Below are 18,478 nucleotides of genomic sequence, written 5' to 3'. Positions count from 1 at the left end.
CTTAGCTAATCATCAAGACTAATTTGAACATCCACACCGGCAGCCAAATCTAGCTTCATTAATGCATCCACTGTTTTTTCAGTTGGATTAACAATAACGACTAAACGCTTGTGGGTACGCAACTCGTATTGATCCCGTGCATCTTTATTCACATGCGGAGAAGTGAGCACAGTAAATTTTTCCTTCTTCATGGGAAGAGGAATAGGACCACGAATTTGTGCGCCTGTACGCTTGGCAGTATCAACAATTTCACGTGTTGAGGCATCAATCATTCGGTGGTCGAATGATTTGAGACGAATTTTAATGTTTTGATTATTGCTCATTTTCTCTTACTCAATAATTTTAGCGACAACACCAGCGCCTACGGTACGGCCACCTTCGCGGATAGCGAAACGCAAACCTTCGTCCATAGCAATTGGAGAATGCAAGCTAACAGTCATTTGAACGTTATCACCTGGCATCACCATCTCAATACCTTCCGGTAAATCACAGGTGCCTGTTACGTCGGTTGTCCTAAAGTAAAACTGTGGGCGATAACCATTGAAAAATGGTGTATGGCGACCACCTTCATCTTTAGACAACACATAAACTTCCGCTTCAAACTTCGTATGTGGCTTGATGGTGCCTGGCTTAGCTAATACCTGGCCACGCTCAACTTCATCACGCTTCGTACCACGCAGCAACACACCTACGTTGTCCCCAGCTCGACCTTCATCCAGAAGCTTGCGGAACATTTCAACACCAGTACAAGTCGTCTTAACTGTGTCACGTATACCAACAATCTCAACTTCTTCACCAACTTTGACAATTCCACTCTCAACACGGCCGGTAACCACAGTACCACGTCCAGAAATAGAAAATACGTCTTCAATCGGCAACAAGAAGCTCTTGTCAATGTTACGAACTGGCTCAGGTATGTAAGAATCCATCGTGTCAACCAGCTTATCATATGCTTTGGCAGTACCACCAAATTTCTTCGCCATAACCGTAGTGATCGCCGCCGTCAGTGTCGTCTTGCCATGGTCTACGTGACCAATCGTTCCCACGTTCACGTGCGGCTTCGTACGTTCAAACTTTTCCTTCGCCATCTTGTACCTCGTTAACTTTTATTGTTTCTTGATGATCGCTTCAGCAATATTTGCTGGCGCTTCTGCGTACTTAGCAAATTCCATGGTATACGTAGCTCGTCCTTGGGTTGCAGAGCGTAAATCAGTGGAATAACCAAACATCTCAGCAAGTGGTACTTCTGCACGAATAACACGACCAGCTGGAGACTCATCCATACCTTGTAATACACCTCTGCGGCGGCTTAAGTCACCCATTACATCACCCATGTAATCTTCAGGGGTAACTACTTCCACTTTCATAATTGGCTCAAGCAATATAGGGGTTGCCTTTAATGCACCTTGTTTGAAACATTGCGAACCGGCAATTTTAAATGCCATTTCACTTGAGTCAACTTCGTGGAAAGAACCGTCAAACAATGTTACCTTCACGTCTACCACTGGATAACCAGCAATAACACCGTTTTGCAATTGCTCTTGTACACCTTTATCAACAGCAGGAATATATTCTTTTGGAATAACACCGCCGACAATTGCATTAACGAATTCGTAACCTTCACCACGCGCCTTAGGCTCGATTTTAAGCCAAACGTGACCATATTGACCACGACCGCCTGACTGACGTACGAATTTGCCCTCTTGTTCCACAGCGGATTTTAAAGTTTCACGATAAGCAACCTGCGGCTTACCTACATTTGCTTCAACCAAAAATTCGCGGCGCATTCTATCGATGATAATTTCAAGGTGTAATTCACCCATACCTTGAATGATTGTTTGTCCTGACTCTTCATCGGTATGCACTCGGAACGAAGGGTCTTCCTGTGCCAGCTTACCTAATGCAATCGACATTTTTTCCTGGTCAGCTTTTGTCTTAGGTTCAACGGCAACAGCAATTACTGGATCTGGAAAGTCCATACGCTCTAAGGTGATGATTGAATTAGTATCACACAAAGTGTCCCCTGTGGTTACTGTTTTCAATCCAACGGCTGCGGCTATGTCTCCTGCCCTAACTTCTTTGATTTCTTCGCGAGAGTTAGCATGCATTTGCAACAAGCGGCCAATTCGTTCTTTTTTGTCTTTAACTGGGTTATAAACCGTATCACCTGACTTCAATACCCCAGAGTAAACACGGAAATAAGTTAACGTACCTACAAATGGATCGGTAGCAATTTTAAACGCCAATGCCGAAAAAGGCTCATCATAAGATGTTTTACGGAAAGCTTCTTCACCATCTTCATCAACACCCCGTACAGGAGGAATATCGAGTGGAGAAGGTAAATAATCAACCACGCCGTCCAACACGGCTTGTACGCCTTTGTTTTTGAAGGCAGAGCCACAAAAAACGGGGACGATTTCATTATTGATCGTTCTGCGGCGTAATGCAGCCTTAATTTCTTCTTCGGAAAGTTCTTCGCCTTCGAGGTATTTTTCCATCAACGCTTCAGAATCTTCGGCAGCAGCTTCAACTATTTGACTACGCAATTCTTCGCACTGTGCTCTTAATTCAGCAGGGATTTCATGGTATTCAAATTTCATACCCTTGCTTTCTTCATCCCAGTGAATTGCTTTCATTTTTACGAGGTCAATTACCCCTTTGAAGGTTTCTTCAGCACCAATAGGTAATTGCACAACCACCGGATTAGAGCCCAGACGTTCTTTAATTTGCTTGACCACACGAATGAAATTAGCACCCATGCGATCCATTTTATTTACGAAAACAATGCGTGGCACACCATATTTGTCTGCTTGCCGCCACACGGTTTCGGATTGCGGCTCTACGCCAGATACTGAGTCGAATACGACAACCGCACCGTCCAAAACGCGTAGAGAACGCTCTACCTCAATCATGAAGTCAACGTGTCCAGGGGTATCAATGATGTTAACGCGATGGCGCTTGAATTGGTTATCCATGCCAGACCAGTAGCAAGTAGTTGCTGCTGATGTAATGGTGATTCCCCGCTCTTGTTCTTGGGGCATCCAATCCATAGTCGCAGCACCCTCATGCACTTCACCCAGCTTATGAGAACGACCAGTATAAAAAAGAACGCGTTCTGTGGTGGTGGTCTTTCCCGCATCAACGTGTGCGGCGATGCCAATATTTCTATATAATTCTAAAGGTGTAGTTGACACGGATAACCTCTCTCATTAATTCCATCTGAAATGCGCAAAGGCTTGGTTAGCTTTTGCCATTCTGTGGGTCTCTTCACGTTTTTTCACGGCTGAACCTTTGCTTTCAAATGCATCAAGCAGTTCACCCGCCAGGCGCAACATCATGCCCTTCTCACCGCGTGAACGTGCAGCTTGAACAATCCAGCGCATACCTAATGCAATGCTGCGATCCAATCGGACTTCCACCGGAACTTGATAAGTTGCACCACCAACACGGCGTGAACGAACTTCAACGGTAGGGCGAACGTTATCCAATGCTTGTTCAAAATAACGTAAAACGCCTGTAGCAGAACTGCTGCCAGCATCGCCTTCGTCTTCATCCGATTTTTTAACTTTCTTCAGGCGCTCTTCCAGGATGGATAAGGCACCATAAATGATTTTTTCAGCAGTTGATTTCTTACCGCTGATCATTAAAACGTTAATAAATTTTGCCAACAATTCACTATGATATTTTGGATCAGGCAAAATTTCTCTTTTGGGGACTTCTCTTCTTCTTGGCATGTCTAAATTCCTAATCTAAGATTATTTCTTATCTTTTGGTTTTTTGGTTCCATATTTAGAGCGGCCTTGTTTACGATCATTAACACCTGACGTATCCAAGCTACCGCGAACCGTGTGATAGCGCACACCAGGCAAGTCTTTAACCCGGCCCCCACGGATGAGAACAACAGAATGCTCTTGAAGGTTATGACCTTCGCCGCCGATATAGGAGGTTACTTCATAGCCATTTGTTAACCGTACACGCGCCACCTTACGCATAGCTGAGTTAGGCTTTTTAGGTGTTGTTGTATAAACGCGGGTACATACCCCTCTGCGTTGTGGGCAAGATTCTAACGCTGGAACGTTACTTTTTCTTTTAACATCCCGACGTGGCTTTCTCACCAGCTGATTAATAGTAGCCATTTATTGTTAACTCCGAACTTTATCTTTAGATTATTTTCGTATGCATAAGGAGGCCGGATTCTATATAGCTCCAGCCGGTTTGTCAAGCCTAACCTGTATGCACCTGGTTTCAGATTATTAAATTTTGAGTTTCAACTTTGCCTTAATCGCTAAAGCAAAGCTAAATTTTGAGCTCGCTGTTTATTGCATGGATACACATGATACTTTGCTGCCTGACATTTGCATGTAAGGCAGCAAAACCGCTCACGAAAATTTAATTAAAAACTCCCAAAATTATCAATCTTAGAACCCTGTTCCCTCATCGCGATTATCTGCATTCAATGCTTCGCTTAATGCATGCTCAACATCGCTTGCAGTAACTGTGTGCGAAGATTGTTCCATAAGCGACCTGCGCTTGGCTTTACGTCCTTGATGATAAGCATATCCAGTACCTGCTGGAATCAATCGTCCCACCATGACGTTTTCTTTAAGACCACGCAAATCGTCAACTTTTCCGCTTACCGCCGCTTCAGTCAATACACGTGTCGTTTCCTGGAATGACGCCGCTGAAATAAACGACTCGGTAGCCAATGAAGCTTTAGTGATTCCAAGGAGTATCGGCGTACCATCTGCAGGCATTTTATTGTCTGCAACCAGTTTATCGTTTTCCTGGAGCATAGCCGTCTCTTCCACTTGCTCACCCACCAAGAATTTGGAGTCGCCAGCGAATGCAATGGTTCTTTTCCGCAACATTTGCCGCACGATGGTTTCAATGTGCTTATCGTTAATTTTTACGCCTTGCAGTCTGTACACATCCTGAACTTCATTGACGATGTAATTCGCTAATGCACCGACTCCCAAAAGACGTAAAATATCATGCGGATTTGGAGGACCATCGGCAATGATTTCCCCTTTTTCTACATGCTCACCTTCAAACACAGAAATATGTCGCCATTTTGGTATCAATTCTTCATGAATTTGATTATCGGCTCCTGTAATGATCAGGCGGCGTTTACCCTTGGTTTCTTTACCAAAGCTAACAATTCCAGATATTTCCGCCATGACTGCCGAATCTTTTGGCTTGCGGGCTTCAAACAAGTCTGCTACACGCGGCAAGCCCCCGGTGATATCACGGGTCTTCGAGCGCTCTTGCGGAATACGGGCAATAACATCACCCACGCCAACGCGACTGCCATCTTCAAAGTTGATGATGGCATCAACAGGCAGGTAGTATTGAGCAGGAACATTGGTACCTGCCAAGAAAATATCATCACCCTCATCAGATACCAGCTTAACCATAGGACGTAAATCACGCCCGGCGATACCACGCTGTTTGGCATCAATGACAACAATGTTGCTAAGCCCGGTCAGCTCATCGGTTTGACGATTCATGGTCAAACCTTCAATCAAATCGACGAACTTCAATTTTCCGGCTACTTCTGAAATGACTGGATGGGTGTGCGGATCCCAAGTGGCAATGACTTGCCCTGCTTCAACCGGTGAGTTATCACGCACAGATAATACGGCACCATATGGCAGCTTGTAACGCTCACGCTCACGGCCAAACTCATCAGCAATGGTTACTTCCCCAGAGCGGGATACAGCAACTAAATTATTATTTTCATGGGTTACGGTCTTAATATTATGCAGCCTGATTATACCCTTGTTTTTAACTTGGATATTATTAGCAGCAGTGGCCCGTGATGCAGCACCTCCAATGTGGAAAGTACGCATGGTTAACTGTGTACCCGGTTCACCAATGGATTGCGCAGCAATAATCCCTACTGCTTCCCCAGTGTTTACCAAATGCCCACGTGCCAAATCGCGACCATAGCATTTAGCACACAAGCCAAAACGCGTTTCACAAGTGATAGGTGAACGGACATAAACTTGGTCAACACCTATCTTTTCCAAACGCTCAACCCATTCTTCATCCAGCAATGTTCCTGCCGTGACGATGGGTTCACTTTGGTGAGGCACATACACGTCGGTAGCTACCACGCGCCCTAAAACGCGCTCTTGCAAAGGCTCTACTACGTCACCACCCTCAATTAACGGCTGCATTAAAATGCCTTTTTCCGTACCGCAATCATCTTCAGTAATCACGACATCCTGCGCTACGTCTACGAGGCGCCGGGTCAAATAACCGGAGTTTGCTGTCTTCAATGCTGTATCAGCAAGACCTTTGCGCGCACCGTGGGTCGAAATAAAGTACTGGAATACATTTAATCCCTCGCGGAAATTCGCAGTAATCGGGGTTTCAATAATAGAGCCGTCCGGAGCCGCCATCAATCCGCGCATCCCGGCTAACTGTCTGATCTGGGCCGCCGAACCCCGCGCTCCTGAGTCAGCCATCATAAAGATTGGGTTAAATGAATCCTGCCGAACTGCTTTTCCTTCGGCATTGACTATTTCTTCGGTCGCAATTTTGGTCATCATCGATTTGGCGACCATCTCATTGGTACGCGACCAAATGTCGATGACTTTGTTATAACGCTCACCATTGGTTACCAGACCAGAACGATATTGTGATTCAATTTCCCGAACTTCATTGTCAGCTTGCTCGATAATATCTGCTTTATCATCCGGAATTTCCATATCTTCAATACCGATGGATGCACCGGCACGGGTGGCATATTTAAAGCCCATATACATCAATTGGTCTGCAAATATGACGGTTTCCTTTAAGCCAAAGTTTCGGTAACAGCTATCGACGACCCTGGATATGGCTTTTTTAGTCATCGGCTTGTTGATGTTGGAAAACGGCATGCCTTTAGGAAGGATGTCAGCAAGAATTGCTCTTCCAACCGTGGTATCAACCAACTGATAACCAGAAGGATGAACCGATTTGTCTACGGGCATGCGAATTTTTACCTTGGCATGGATATCAACATAACCATCTTCATAAAAATTCTGTGCTTCTTGAATATTGGCAAATATTTTACCTTCGCCTAAAGCATTTACGCGTTCGCGGGTTAAATAATACAAGCCCAGTACCACATCCTGGCTAGGAACAATAATGGGTTCGCCGTTTGCTGGCGACAAGATATTATTGGTAGACATCATTAATGAACGAGCTTCCAACTGCGCTTCAATGGTCAGTGGCACGTGCACAGCCATTTGGTCACCATCAAAGTCTGCGTTGTATGCTGTACACACCAGCGGGTGCAATTGAATTGCCTTGCCTTCGATGAGAACGGGTTCGAATGCCTGAATCCCCAAACGGTGGAGTGTTGGAGCACGGTTTAAGAGAATCGGATGTTCACGTATTACGTCTTCAAGAATATCCCAAACCACGGGCTCTTCACGTTCTACCATTTTTTTAGCCGCTTTAATCGTAGTCGCTAAACCACGAAATTCCAGCTTGCTGAATATGAATGGCTTAAACAATTCCAAAGCCATCTTTTTAGGTAACCCGCATTGATGCAAACGTAGTGTAGGACCTACTACAATAACCGAACGGCCTGAATAATCGACACGCTTACCCAATAAGTTTTGGCGGAAGCGACCTTGCTTACCTTTGATCATGTCAGCCAAAGATTTTAATGGACGCTTATTCGTTCCTGTAATGGCACGACCCCTGCGACCATTGTCCAATAAAGCATCTACCGATTCTTGCAGCATGCGCTTTTCATTACGGACAATAATATCCGGAGCATTTAAATCCAACAGGCGTTTCAAACGATTATTACGGTTAATAACGCGACGGTACAAGTCATTGAGATCAGAGGTAGCAAAGCGACCGCCATCCAAAGGAACCAAAGGTCTTAAATCCGGTGGCAAAACAGGAAGGACATTCATAATCATCCATTCCGGTTTATTTCCTGAATCATAAAATGCCTCAAGTAATTTGAGACGTTTGGTGATTTTTTTAATTTTTGTCTCAGAATTGGTAGTCGGCAATTCCTCACGTAGCGATTTAATTTCCTCTTCCAAATCGATTTGACGTAACAAGTCACGGATTGCTTCAGCACCCATGCGTGCGTCAAACTCATCGCCATATTCTTCCATCGCTTCGAGATATGCTTCATCATTGAGCAGTTGCCCGCGCTCAAGCTCAGTCATTCCTGGGTCAACCACTACGAATGCTTCAAAGTAAAGTACACGCTCAATATCTCTTAAAGTCATATCCAATAACAGACCGATGCGGGAAGGCAGAGACTTTAAAAACCAAATGTGGGCTACAGGACTTGCCAATTCAATATGCCCCATGCGCTCACGTCTTACTTTGGTCAGCGCAAGCTCAACACCACACTTTTCACAAATTACACCACGGTGTTTTAAACGCTTATATTTTCCGCATAAGCATTCATAATCTTTGATAGGGCCAAAAATTTTGGCGCAAAATAATCCATCGCGTTCTGGTTTAAACGTGCGGTAATTAATGGTTTCAGGTTTTTTGACTTCACCATAAGACCATGAACGAATTAATTCAGGAGAAGCTAACGCAATTTTAATTGCATCAAATTCTTCACTTTGGCCTTGTTGTTTGAGCATGCCTAGCAAATCACTCATTACAGGTGTTTTCTTCATCGATTCGTTGCCTAGATTAGCCAAGTTAATGCCTCCAAAAATGGTCAGTCAGAAGTAACATCATTGAGCACAGACAAGCGATTGCCGTGCTCGTTACAGTCGAATAAATACAGTTAGTCGTGTTCTAACTCAATATCAATGCCCAATGCGCGGATTTCCTTTAACAACACGTTAAAGGATTCAGGCATGCCGGCATCCATACGGTGGTCGCCATCCACAATATTTTTGTATATCTTGGTTCGACCGCTCACGTCATCCGATTTAACAGTTAACATTTCCTGCAGAGTATAAGCAGCACCATAAGCTTCCAAGGCCCAAACTTCCATCTCCCCGAAACGCTGGCCTCCGAACTGGGCTTTACCCCCTAATGGTTGTTGGGTAACCAAACTGTATGAACCCGTGGAACGGGCATGCATCTTGTCATCCACCAAGTGGTTCAACTTCAGCATATACATGTATCCAACAGTAACCGGGTTGTCGAATTTCCTACCAGTTCGACCATCAATCAATGTTGTTTTGCCGTCTAAAGGCAAGCCAGCCAGCTTAAGCATGGACTTAATTTCAGCTTCACTTGCACCGTCGAATACTGGGGTAGCCATGGGAACCCCTGCCCGCAAGTTATTTGCCAGCAAGAGAAGTTCTTCATCACTCAATCGATCCAGTTCGACTCGCTTTTGTTCATCATGGTTGTAGATGGTGTGCAAATATTCTTTGACTTCTGCAATAGAACGTCTGCTGTCCAGTAACTCACCAATACGGTGGCCCAAGCCTTTGGCAGCAAGCCCCAAGTGGGTTTCAAGTACTTGACCAATGTTCATTCGCGAAGGCACGCCTAATGGGTTCAATACGATATCGACTGGAGTCCCATCTTCCATATAAGGCATATCTTCCACTGGTACTACAATTGAAATTACCCCTTTGTTTCCATGGCGACCCGCCATTTTATCACCGGGCTGGATACGTCGTTTCACCGCCAGATAAACTTTTACAATTTTTAAAACGCCTGGCGCTAAATCATCGCCCTGGGTGATTTTTTTGCGATTGTCATTGAAACGTTTTTCTATTTCCTGTGCCAAGGATTCCATTTGTTTGGACAGTTGCTCTAGCTGTTGACTGCCAGCATCGTCTTCCAAGCGCACATCAAACCACTTTTCACGATCAGTTTTTTCAAGATAGCTTGCAGTCACTTTCGATCCTGGCTTTAAACTGCTAGGACCACCAGTCGCCACTTTATCAATAAGCAAGTTATAAACACGGTGATAGATATCTTCTTCCCGGATGCGGCGCTCATCAATTAAATCCTTACGAACCCGAGCCAGATATTCTTCTTCAATGCTCTTCGCGCGCTCATCTTTTTCAAGACCATCACGGGTAAAAATTTGTACGTCAATTACGGTACCATTCATACCTGAAGGCACGCGCAACGACGTATCCTTAACGTCAGAAGCTTTTTCGCCGAAAATAGCGCGTAATAATTTTTCTTCCGGGGTAAGCTGTGTCTCGCCTTTAGGAGTAACTTTACCCACCAGAATATCGCCAGCGCTTACTTCCGCACCGATGTAAACCACACCGGACTCATCCAGATTAGCAAGAGCCGACTCACCTACATTGGGAATATCAGCGGTAATTTCTTCTGTGCCTAATTTGGTATCGCGAGCAATACAAGTCAATTCTTCGATGTGAATGGTAGTAAATCGATCTTCCTGTACGACACGCTCAGAGATGAGGATGGAATCCTCAAAGTTGTAGCCATTCCAAGGCATGAAAGCCACTAGCATATTTTGGCCTAAAGCCAGTTCACCCATATCAGTACAAGGGCCATCAGCTAATATATCGCCGCGGTTAATGCGATCGCCTTTTGCAACAATCGGAATTTGGTTGATGCAAGTATCTTGGTTTGAGCGGAAATACTTAGTTAAGTTGTAAATATCCACACCTGTTTCACCGGCGGAAGTTTCATCATCATTAACGCGAACCACAATACGTGCAGCATCGACCAAATCAATCACACCACCACGCTTAGCAACGACGCACACGCCGGAATCAGAAGCCACCGTGCGCTCCATACCAGTTCCAACTAGTGGCTTTTCAGCACGCAAGGTAGGAACGGCTTGGCGCTGCATGTTTGAACCCATCAGTGCACGGTTCGCATCATCATGCTCTAAGAATGGGATTAATGAGGCAGCTACGGACACGATCTGTTTTGGCGACACGTCCATATAATTGATTTTATCCGGCGTTGTTAATGAAAACTCATTTTGGTGACGACATGGCACCAAATCAGCCAGAATATTCCCTTCTTTATCGACAGGAACCGTAGATTGAGCAATATACATGTCTACTTCTTCGATGGCAGATATGTATTCAATTTCATCAGTTACCCGTCCATCTATGACTTTCCGGCAAGGTGTTTCAATGAAACCATATTCATTTGTACGTGCATATACAGACAATGAGTTGATAAGTCCGATGTTTGGACCTTCCGGAGTTTCAATTGGACAGACACGGCCATAATGAGTCGTATGTACGTCGCGTACTTCAAAACCGGCACGCTCACGGGTTAAACCACCGGGCCCTAAAGCCGATACACGGCGCTTATGCGTTACTCCAGACAATGGATTAACTTGGTCCATAAATTGGGACAATTGGCTTGAGCCAAAGAATTCTTTTACTGCTGCCGAAACTGGCTTGGCATTAATCAAATCCTGCGGCATTAAATTTTCGGATTCGGCCAGGCTTAAACGTTCTTTTACAGCTCGCTCGACGCGCACTAAACCAACGCGGAATTGGTTTTCTGCCATTTCACCAACGCTGCGTACCCGACGGTTACCCAAGTGGTCAATATCATCAACCATGCCAATACCATTGCGGATATCGATTAAAGTCTTGATAACAGCCAGAATGTCTTCTTTTGTTAACGTGCCAGGGCCATGATCATCCTTCCGGCCAACGCGGCGATTAAATTTCATACGACCGACGGCAGATAAATCATAACGCTCTTCAGTGAAGAACAAATTTTTAAATAAAGCTTCTGCAGCTTCTTTAGTCGGTGGTTCGCCAGGACGCATCATGCGATAAATTTCGACCAGCGCTTCCAATTGGCAAGAAGTGGGATCAATGCGAAGCGTGTCTGATATATAAGAACCATGATCCAAGTCATTGGTATAAATCAATTCAAAATCATGAATGCCATGATCAATGATGGAATCCAATAATTCGCTGGTAATTTCATCGTTTGCTTGCGCAATGGATTCACCGGTAGATGTATCTACAATATTTTTAGCCAATACCTTGCCGATCAAGTAATCGCGGGGAACTACAAGAACGGTCATATTGCTTTTTTCCATCATTTTGATATGGCGCGCCGTGATGCGACGGCCTTCTTCCACGATGACTTCACCAGTTTCAGGAACTGTAATGGTAAATGAAGCTATTTCGCCACGTAAACGGGAAGGAACCAAATCAATGTGGAATTCACCATTTTTAATATGGCAACCAGTGGTTTCAAAAAATTCGGCCAAAATGGCTTCAGCATCCAAACCAAGTGCGCGCAATAAAATGCTTACCGGCAATTTGCGACGTCGATCGATTCGTACAAACACGGCATCTTTTGGATCAAATTCAAAATCTAGCCATGAACCACGGTAAGGAATAATTCGTGCGGAATATAATAATTTTCCAGATGAGTGAGTTTTACCGCGATCATGCTCAAATATAACACCTGGGGAGCGATGCAACTGCGATACGACAACGCGTTCTGTACCATTTACTACGAAAGTACCTACATCGGTCATCAAGGGGATTTCGCCCATGAACACATCTTGTTCACGAATGTCTTTAATTGGTTTTGGCTCACCCGTCGCATCTTTATCTAAAACAACCAAACGAATCTTGACGCGCAGCGGCGCAGAATAAGTTAATCCACGCAATTTGCATTCACGCACATCAAAAGCTGGCTCGCCTAAGCTGTAACTTACGTATTCAAGTCTGGCGTTACCTGAAAAGCTGTGAATTGGAAATACGGATGAGAATGCTGCATGCAATCCTGTTTTATATTGTTCTGATGGATTGGGGTGCAGGAAATCATTATACGACTTTAACTGAATCTCCAGGAGGTTAGGGATTGCCATCCTTTCAGTTTGTCTACCAAAGCTCTTGCGAAATCGTTTTTTCTCAGCATGCGAATATTGATTGTTAGCAACTGCTTCGGCCATGGTGGTTCCTCTATAAAATATTGAAATCTTTAAACAAGTAAACCCAGCCATGAATCATGGCTGGGTCATCAATTTTTGACTTATCGGAGTTACTTAACTTCGACAGAAGCACCAGCTTCTTCAAGTTGTTTCTTAATGTCAGCAGCTTCTGCTTTAGATACGCCTTCCTTGACAGTTGATGGAGTACCTTCTACTAAATCCTTAGCTTCTTTCAAACCAAGACCAGTGATGGTACGGATAGTTTTAATAACACCAACTTTGTTATCGCCAAAGCTTGTCATAACAACGTCAAACTCTGTTTTCTCTTCAGCAGCAGTAGCGGCAGCAGCAGGTGCAGCAACGGCAACAGCAGCAGCTGCAGCAGAAACGTTAAATTTCTCTTCCATTGCTTCGATTAAATCTACTACTTCCATAACAGACATGTTGGATATAGCTTCTAGGATCTCATTTTTGTTTACAGCCATTTCTAGCTCCTAAGTTTAATAATTAGTTAAGATTAGCGATTAACTTGCTTTTTTGTCTTTAACCGCAGCAAGCAGCCTGACCAATTTGGCATGTGGCTCTGCCAGCGTGCGAACGAATTTCTCGATTGGTGCTTTCATTACATACATCAGCTTAGCAATCGCTTCATCTTTGGTTGGCAAGCTAGCGACAGCATCGAGCTGTTCAGCACCATACACTCTACCACCGACTGATAAGGCTTTGACTTCAAGCTTTTCGAATGTTTTGTTAAATTCCTTTAATAATCTTGCAGCGTCACTGGGTGCATCCAGTGACAAGGCGATAAATAAAGGACCAACCAACATGTCGCTCAGACAAGCAAATTCTGTATTTTCAAATGCCCTGCGGGTTAAGGTGTTCCTCACTACGCGAAGATATACCCCTGCCTTACGCGCTTCAGCACGTAGTTGGGTCATTTGATTAACAGTCAAACCGCGATAATCAGCAACAACTGCTGAAATAGCTTTGGAAGCAACAGCGGTTACTTCTTCAACTACAGCTTTTTTTCCAGCTAAGTTTAATGTCACGTTACTGACCTCCTAAATGCGCAAATCGAGGATTTGCCAGTTATGGTGGCCGTCTCAGAGTCATGGATCCCAGAGCCGGTTCACCGTCTGCGCAGGATATTAAGCGTTAGCACCTGCGGTCTTCGACGGCATGAACCGAAGTCTATGCCGTGAAATCTTTAAAGTGGGTGAATATTCTACACAGCAATTGATGCTGGATCAATAGGCAAGCCTGGACCCATGGTCGAAGACAAGGTAATTTTCTTAATGTAAATACCTTTTGATGAAGCGGGCTTTGCTTTTTTCAAATCAGCAATTAATGTCTGTATGTTTTCAATTAAGTCAGCAGCAGAAAAATTAATTTTGCCGACGGTGCAATGAATTATACCCATCTTATCGGTTCGATAACGAACCTGACCGCCCTTGGCATCTTTTACTGCAGCTTCAACGTTGGTAGTAACCGTGCCTACTTTAGGGTTTGGCATTAAACCACGTGGGCCAAGAATTTGACCGAGTTGCCCCACGATGCGCATTGCATCAGGCGTAGCGATGACAACATCAAAGTTCATTTCACCTGCTTTGATTTGCTCAGCCAAATCTTCAAAACCAACGATATCTGCTCCAGCGTCTTTTGCTTTCTTGGCATTGTCACCCTGAGCAAAAACTGCGACGCGCACGGTTTTTCCGGTACCTTTAGGAAGCGTGGTGGATGCACGCACAACCTGATCAGATTTACGTGGATCAACACCTAAATTAACGGCGATATCCAAGCCTTCAACAAATTTTTTACTCGCAAATTCTTGTAATAATTGAATGGCTTCATCAGCTTTATACAAACGGTTTGTCTGTATTTTTTCTCTAATTTTTTGTCGCTTTTTACTTATCTTAGGCATAATGCTTACTCCAAACCTTCTACTTCGATACCCATGCTGCGTGCTGTACCAGCAATGCAACGAACAGCAGCTGCCAAGCTAGCAGCGCTCAAATCAGGCTCTTTAGTCTTTGCGATTGCTTCAAGCTGTTCGCGATTAAGCTTAGCGACTTTATTGGTATTGGGTCTGCCACTGCCTTTTTGAATTCCAGCTGCTTTTCTGAGCAATACAGAAGCAGGTGGAGTTTTGGTAACGAATGTAAAACTACGATCACTATAAACAGTAATTACAACTGGAGTTGGTAATCCTTGTTCCATAGATTGGGTAGCTGCGTTAAACGCTTTACAAAATTCCATAATATTAACACCGCGCTGACCCAATGCAGGTCCAACTGGTGGACTTGGGTTTGCTTTACCGGCAGGAATTTGTAACTTAATATATGCTTCTACTTTTTTAGCCATATTACACCTCAATTTGGGTTTAACGCCATTTCAACAAAGTTTACTTTGGCTCCCCGGTTAATCAGGACTCATTAAGTCCCACACACAATTTTAAGTCTTTTCAACTTGACTGAATTCAAGTTCTACAGGTGTAGAACGTCCAAAAATAAGGACAGCAACCCGCAAGCGGTTTTTCTCGTAATTTACTTCTTCGACTACTCCGTTGAAATCAACAAACGGACCTTCTTTAACGCGCACCACTTCACCTGGTTCGAACAGTACTTTAGGTTTGGGTTTGGTTACTCCTTCTTCAACGCGTTGTAAAATTGCATTGGCTTCTTTATCTGAAATTGGAGTAGGTGTTTGACTGGTTCCGCCGATAAAACCAAGAACGCGCGGGATTGCACGGATCATATGCCAGGTTTCATCATCCATCACCATATTGACTAACACGTAACCTGGAAAAAATTTTCTTGTACTCTTTCGCTTTTGGCCAGCGCGCATTTCTACTACTTCTTCAGAGGGAACTACGACTTCGCCGATCTTATGTTCTAGATGATGGTGTGCAGCACGAGATTTAATCTCGTCCATAACATATCTTTCTCTCCCAGATTGAGCATGCACAACGTACCATTGTTTTGTTTTTTGCTCTTCCACCATTATCAACCCAAATGTGTTATTTTTCCAATTACCCACATCATCCCGGTGTCAATACCCCAAAGGATGAACCCTGTAACTGCCACCATGATCATTACTATCGATGTGGTTTGCACTGTTTCTTGCCGAGTAGGCCACACTACTTTTTGTAATTCAGTTTTTGCTTCTTTAGAAAAAGAAAATACTTTTTGCCCCTGCGATGTAAAAAAAGCCAAGGCAAATATCAAGACCAACCAACCCACCCAAATCAATGCTTTAATCGGACCAGAAAAATGAAAATAGTAGGTGCCAAAAAAGGCAGCTACTGTCACTAAAACAATGCCAATCCAGGAAGCTATTTCATGAGGCTGTATTCTAGACTTATTTATTTCTTTCATATTTGTATGGTTAGTTGGCAGGCCAGGAGGGAATCGAACCCCCAACCTGCGGTTTTGGAGACCGCCGCTCTGCCAATTGAGCTACTGGCCTAACAATCATTCATACTTCCTGTTGGGCAGGAAGTATGAAAACAAATAGTGTTGTTTTATTCAATAATTTTAGCAACAACACCAGCGCCTACGGTACGACCACCTTCGCGGATAGCGAAACGCAAACCTTCGTCCATAGCAATTGGAGAATGCAAGCTAACAGTCATTTGAACGTTATCACCTGGCATCACCATCTCAATACCTTCCGGTAAAATCCACATGAGCATAGTGTCGGTTGGATGATTCATATTCAACGTGGGCAGTAGAAATTGTAATACCACGCTCTCTCTCTTCCGGTGCCGCATCAATTTGATCATATGCTTTGGCAGTACCACCAAATTTCTTCGCCATAACCGTAGTGATCGCCGCCGTCAGTGTCGTCTTGCCATGGTCTACGTGACCAATCGTTCCCACGTTCACGTGCGGCTTCGTACGTTCAAACTTTTCCTTCGCCATCGGAAAATCTCCCCCGTTTCATTAGTTAATCATTTTATGGTGCCCACAACTGGACTCGAACCAGCGACCTCTTCCTTACCAAGGAAGTGCTCTACCGCCTGAGCTATGTGGGCAGTTACACAGCAGACTATGTATTATCGTTTTAAAACTATCCTTTGCTTATAAATTGGAGCGGGTGATGGGAATCGAACCCACACCATCAGCTTGGAAGGCTGAGGTTCTACCATTGAACTACACCCGCTACATGGTGTTTATACAGCTTCAAGCCATGCTTTTCGCTACAAAACTCCTATCCACAAACATTGGTGGAGGGGGAAGGATTCGAACCTTCGAAGGCTGAGCCGTCAGATTTACAGTCTGATCCCTTTGACCGCTCGGGAACCCCTCCAAAAAAACGCCATTTTCTTTCATGGAACAACTAAAGTCAATAGCTTGATCTGAGGTATTATCTAGATGGTGCTGGCACCAGGAGTCGAACCCGGGACCTACTGATTACAAATCAGTTGCTCTACCTGCTGAGCTATGCCAGCAAAAACAATAAGCTGTTAACAAATTTCAGGTAATAAAAATGCTTCTATTTAAGAAGCATTTATTATCTCTTTGTCAATCATTTGTTAGCATGCTCTTTTAGCCAACTTCTAGATTTTTGACTATTTCATTTAAAAAAAGCCCTGGCGATGACCTACTTTCACATGGGGAGACCCCACACTATCATCGGCGCGAGTTTGTTTCACTTCTGAGTTCGAGATGGTATCAGGTGGTTCCAAACGGCTATAGTCGCCAGGAAAAACGTTAGCAGGCAAATTACCTGCTGGTAAAGATTGAGGTTGCACAAGCATTAGGCTCTAAACCTGAACCTTCTGAGCCAGGATCAAACTCTTCAGTTCAATCTCAGGCGCCAGTATCTCTACTAGCAATTTCTCTATGTACTTCGCTATTCAAAGCGCCCACACAGTTTGTCTTCTATCTTCTTAAGGAACTCGCCAATCTCAGGCAGTGGTGCGTATTCTACTCATCCAAAGTTCTTTGTCAAATGTTTTTTGCAAACAATTTGAAAATTTTTTTTGAGCAATATCAACGAATAAGCATATTGAGAAATAAATGAGTATTTGAGTCAATCTTATTCTAATTTGCTTCTAAAATAGACACAAACGTTAGTATAGCACAGCATTGCAAATTGTGTAGAATTTGTGCAAAAAATTTTAAATCGCTTTAAATACGCTCGTATACGAAAAAAGTTAAGTCATAAGCGTTCTTGTCATCGCGGGGTCTATGGGTTTCATGCACACATTTCCAAATACTTTTTTCTATCTTTGGAAAAAACACATCGGCGCGCTCGAAGCGATGGTGAATTTGAGTTAAATAAATGCGCCGGGCAAGCGGCATTGCTTCTGAAAATACCTTGGCACCACCGATAATCATCGTTTCCGGTTCGTATTGTGTTAGCTGCAGCGCTTCTTGCAATGAATGCACCAATGTAATGCCTGCAATTTGCAAGGATTGAGAACTAATGACTATATTTTGGCGGCCAGGCAGAGGAACACCGATGGATGCAAACGTTTTTCTCCCCATGATAATGGGTTTGCCCATCGTCATGGTTTTGAAGTAGTTAAGATCGGCAGGCAAATGACAAAGCAATTTATTTTCACAGCCCAACCCTCTATTTTCATCCATTGCAGCAATCAAGCTCACCAACCCCATATCCGACTCCACAGGC

The 18,478-nt window shown here is 44.0% G+C and carries 15 protein-coding genes, 5 tRNA genes, 1 rRNA gene and 1 pseudogene; all 22 read right to left on the bottom strand.

The features are described 5' to 3' along the window. Positions 1-5: 5 nt before the first annotated feature. On the bottom strand, positions 6-323 hold the full coding sequence (gene rpsJ, locus NKV53_RS05520) for a 30S ribosomal protein S10 (protein WP_126954304.1): 318 nt from the start codon (positions 321-323) through the stop codon (positions 6-8). 6 nt (positions 324-329) lie between these two features. Continuing rightward, positions 330-1,088: an EF-Tu/IF-2/RF-3 family GTPase gene (locus tag NKV53_RS05515; protein ID WP_253350839.1), complete on the bottom strand. Its 759-nt coding sequence runs from the start codon at positions 1,086-1,088 to the stop codon at positions 330-332. A gap of 18 nt (positions 1,089-1,106) precedes the next feature. Next, positions 1,107-3,194, bottom strand: a complete 2,088-nt coding sequence (gene fusA, locus NKV53_RS05510) for an elongation factor G (RefSeq protein ID WP_126954989.1) — start codon at positions 3,192-3,194, stop codon at positions 1,107-1,109. Positions 3,195-3,209: 15 nt separating this feature from the next. Continuing rightward, complete coding sequence (rpsG, locus tag NKV53_RS05505) at positions 3,210-3,734, bottom strand: 30S ribosomal protein S7 (protein WP_126954990.1); 525 nt, start codon at positions 3,732-3,734, stop codon at positions 3,210-3,212. Between the two features lie 21 nt (positions 3,735-3,755). After that, positions 3,756-4,136 carry a 30S ribosomal protein S12 gene (rpsL, locus tag NKV53_RS05500; RefSeq protein WP_126954991.1) on the bottom strand — a complete coding sequence of 127 codons (381 nt, stop codon included), beginning with the start codon at positions 4,134-4,136 and terminating at the stop codon, positions 3,756-3,758. A gap of 282 nt (positions 4,137-4,418) precedes the next feature. Beyond that, complete coding sequence (gene rpoC / locus NKV53_RS05495) at positions 4,419-8,630, bottom strand: DNA-directed RNA polymerase subunit beta' (RefSeq protein ID WP_253351207.1); 4,212 nt, start codon at positions 8,628-8,630, stop codon at positions 4,419-4,421. Between the two features lie 131 nt (positions 8,631-8,761). Next, positions 8,762-12,862, bottom strand: a complete 4,101-nt coding sequence (gene rpoB, locus NKV53_RS05490; protein WP_253350837.1) for a DNA-directed RNA polymerase subunit beta — start codon at positions 12,860-12,862, stop codon at positions 8,762-8,764. 89 nt (positions 12,863-12,951) lie between these two features. Continuing rightward, positions 12,952-13,326, bottom strand: coding sequence for a 50S ribosomal protein L7/L12 (gene rplL / locus NKV53_RS05485; RefSeq protein WP_126954994.1), 375 nt, complete (start codon positions 13,324-13,326; stop codon positions 12,952-12,954). A gap of 39 nt (positions 13,327-13,365) precedes the next feature. After that, positions 13,366-13,890, bottom strand: a complete 525-nt coding sequence (rplJ, locus tag NKV53_RS05480; RefSeq protein WP_126954995.1) for a 50S ribosomal protein L10 — start codon at positions 13,888-13,890, stop codon at positions 13,366-13,368. Positions 13,891-14,066: 176 nt separating this feature from the next. Beyond that, positions 14,067-14,762 (bottom strand): 50S ribosomal protein L1, encoded by a 696-nt coding sequence (gene rplA, locus NKV53_RS05475; RefSeq protein WP_126954996.1) that lies wholly within the window; start codon positions 14,760-14,762, stop codon positions 14,067-14,069. Between the two features lie 5 nt (positions 14,763-14,767). Beyond that, complete coding sequence (gene rplK / locus NKV53_RS05470; RefSeq protein WP_126954997.1) at positions 14,768-15,202, bottom strand: 50S ribosomal protein L11; 435 nt, start codon at positions 15,200-15,202, stop codon at positions 14,768-14,770. A 90-nt stretch (positions 15,203-15,292) separates the two neighbouring features. Further along, positions 15,293-15,841 (bottom strand): transcription termination/antitermination protein NusG, encoded by a 549-nt coding sequence (gene nusG / locus NKV53_RS05465; RefSeq protein ID WP_199737863.1) that lies wholly within the window; start codon positions 15,839-15,841, stop codon positions 15,293-15,295. 2 nt (positions 15,842-15,843) lie between these two features. Continuing rightward, entirely contained in the window at positions 15,844-16,215 is a 372-nt protein-coding gene (secE, locus tag NKV53_RS05460) for a preprotein translocase subunit SecE (RefSeq protein WP_126954999.1), read from the bottom strand. Positions 16,216-16,230: 15 nt separating this feature from the next. Further along, positions 16,231-16,306, bottom strand: a tRNA-Trp gene (locus NKV53_RS05455). Between the two features lie 55 nt (positions 16,307-16,361). Further along, complete coding sequence (locus NKV53_RS05450) at positions 16,362-16,472, bottom strand: hypothetical protein (RefSeq protein WP_253350835.1); 111 nt, start codon at positions 16,470-16,472, stop codon at positions 16,362-16,364. A 37-nt stretch (positions 16,473-16,509) separates the two neighbouring features. Beyond that, a pseudogene (locus tag NKV53_RS05445) lies at positions 16,510-16,761 on the bottom strand (GTP-binding protein); the annotation flags it as partial. A 37-nt stretch (positions 16,762-16,798) separates the two neighbouring features. Further along, positions 16,799-16,874: transfer RNA gene (locus NKV53_RS05440), tRNA-Thr, on the bottom strand. A gap of 54 nt (positions 16,875-16,928) precedes the next feature. Next, positions 16,929-17,002: transfer RNA gene (locus NKV53_RS05435), tRNA-Gly, on the bottom strand. A 62-nt stretch (positions 17,003-17,064) separates the two neighbouring features. After that, positions 17,065-17,149, bottom strand: a tRNA-Tyr gene (locus NKV53_RS05430). 66 nt (positions 17,150-17,215) lie between these two features. After that, a tRNA-Thr gene (locus NKV53_RS05425) sits at positions 17,216-17,291 on the bottom strand. 139 nt (positions 17,292-17,430) lie between these two features. Beyond that, a 5S ribosomal RNA gene (rrf, locus tag NKV53_RS05420) occupies positions 17,431-17,546 on the bottom strand. Between the two features lie 427 nt (positions 17,547-17,973). Continuing rightward, on the bottom strand, positions 17,974-18,462 hold the full coding sequence (locus NKV53_RS05415) for a dihydrofolate reductase (RefSeq protein ID WP_126954403.1): 489 nt from the start codon (positions 18,460-18,462) through the stop codon (positions 17,974-17,976). Positions 18,463-18,478: the final 16 nt, after the last annotated feature.

Source organism: Legionella sp. 27cVA30 (assembly GCF_024160945.1).
Classification (GTDB): Bacteria; Pseudomonadota; Gammaproteobacteria; order Legionellales; family Legionellaceae; genus Legionella_A; species Legionella_A septentrionalis.
This window is presented reverse-complemented; position numbering and strand designations above follow the sequence as displayed.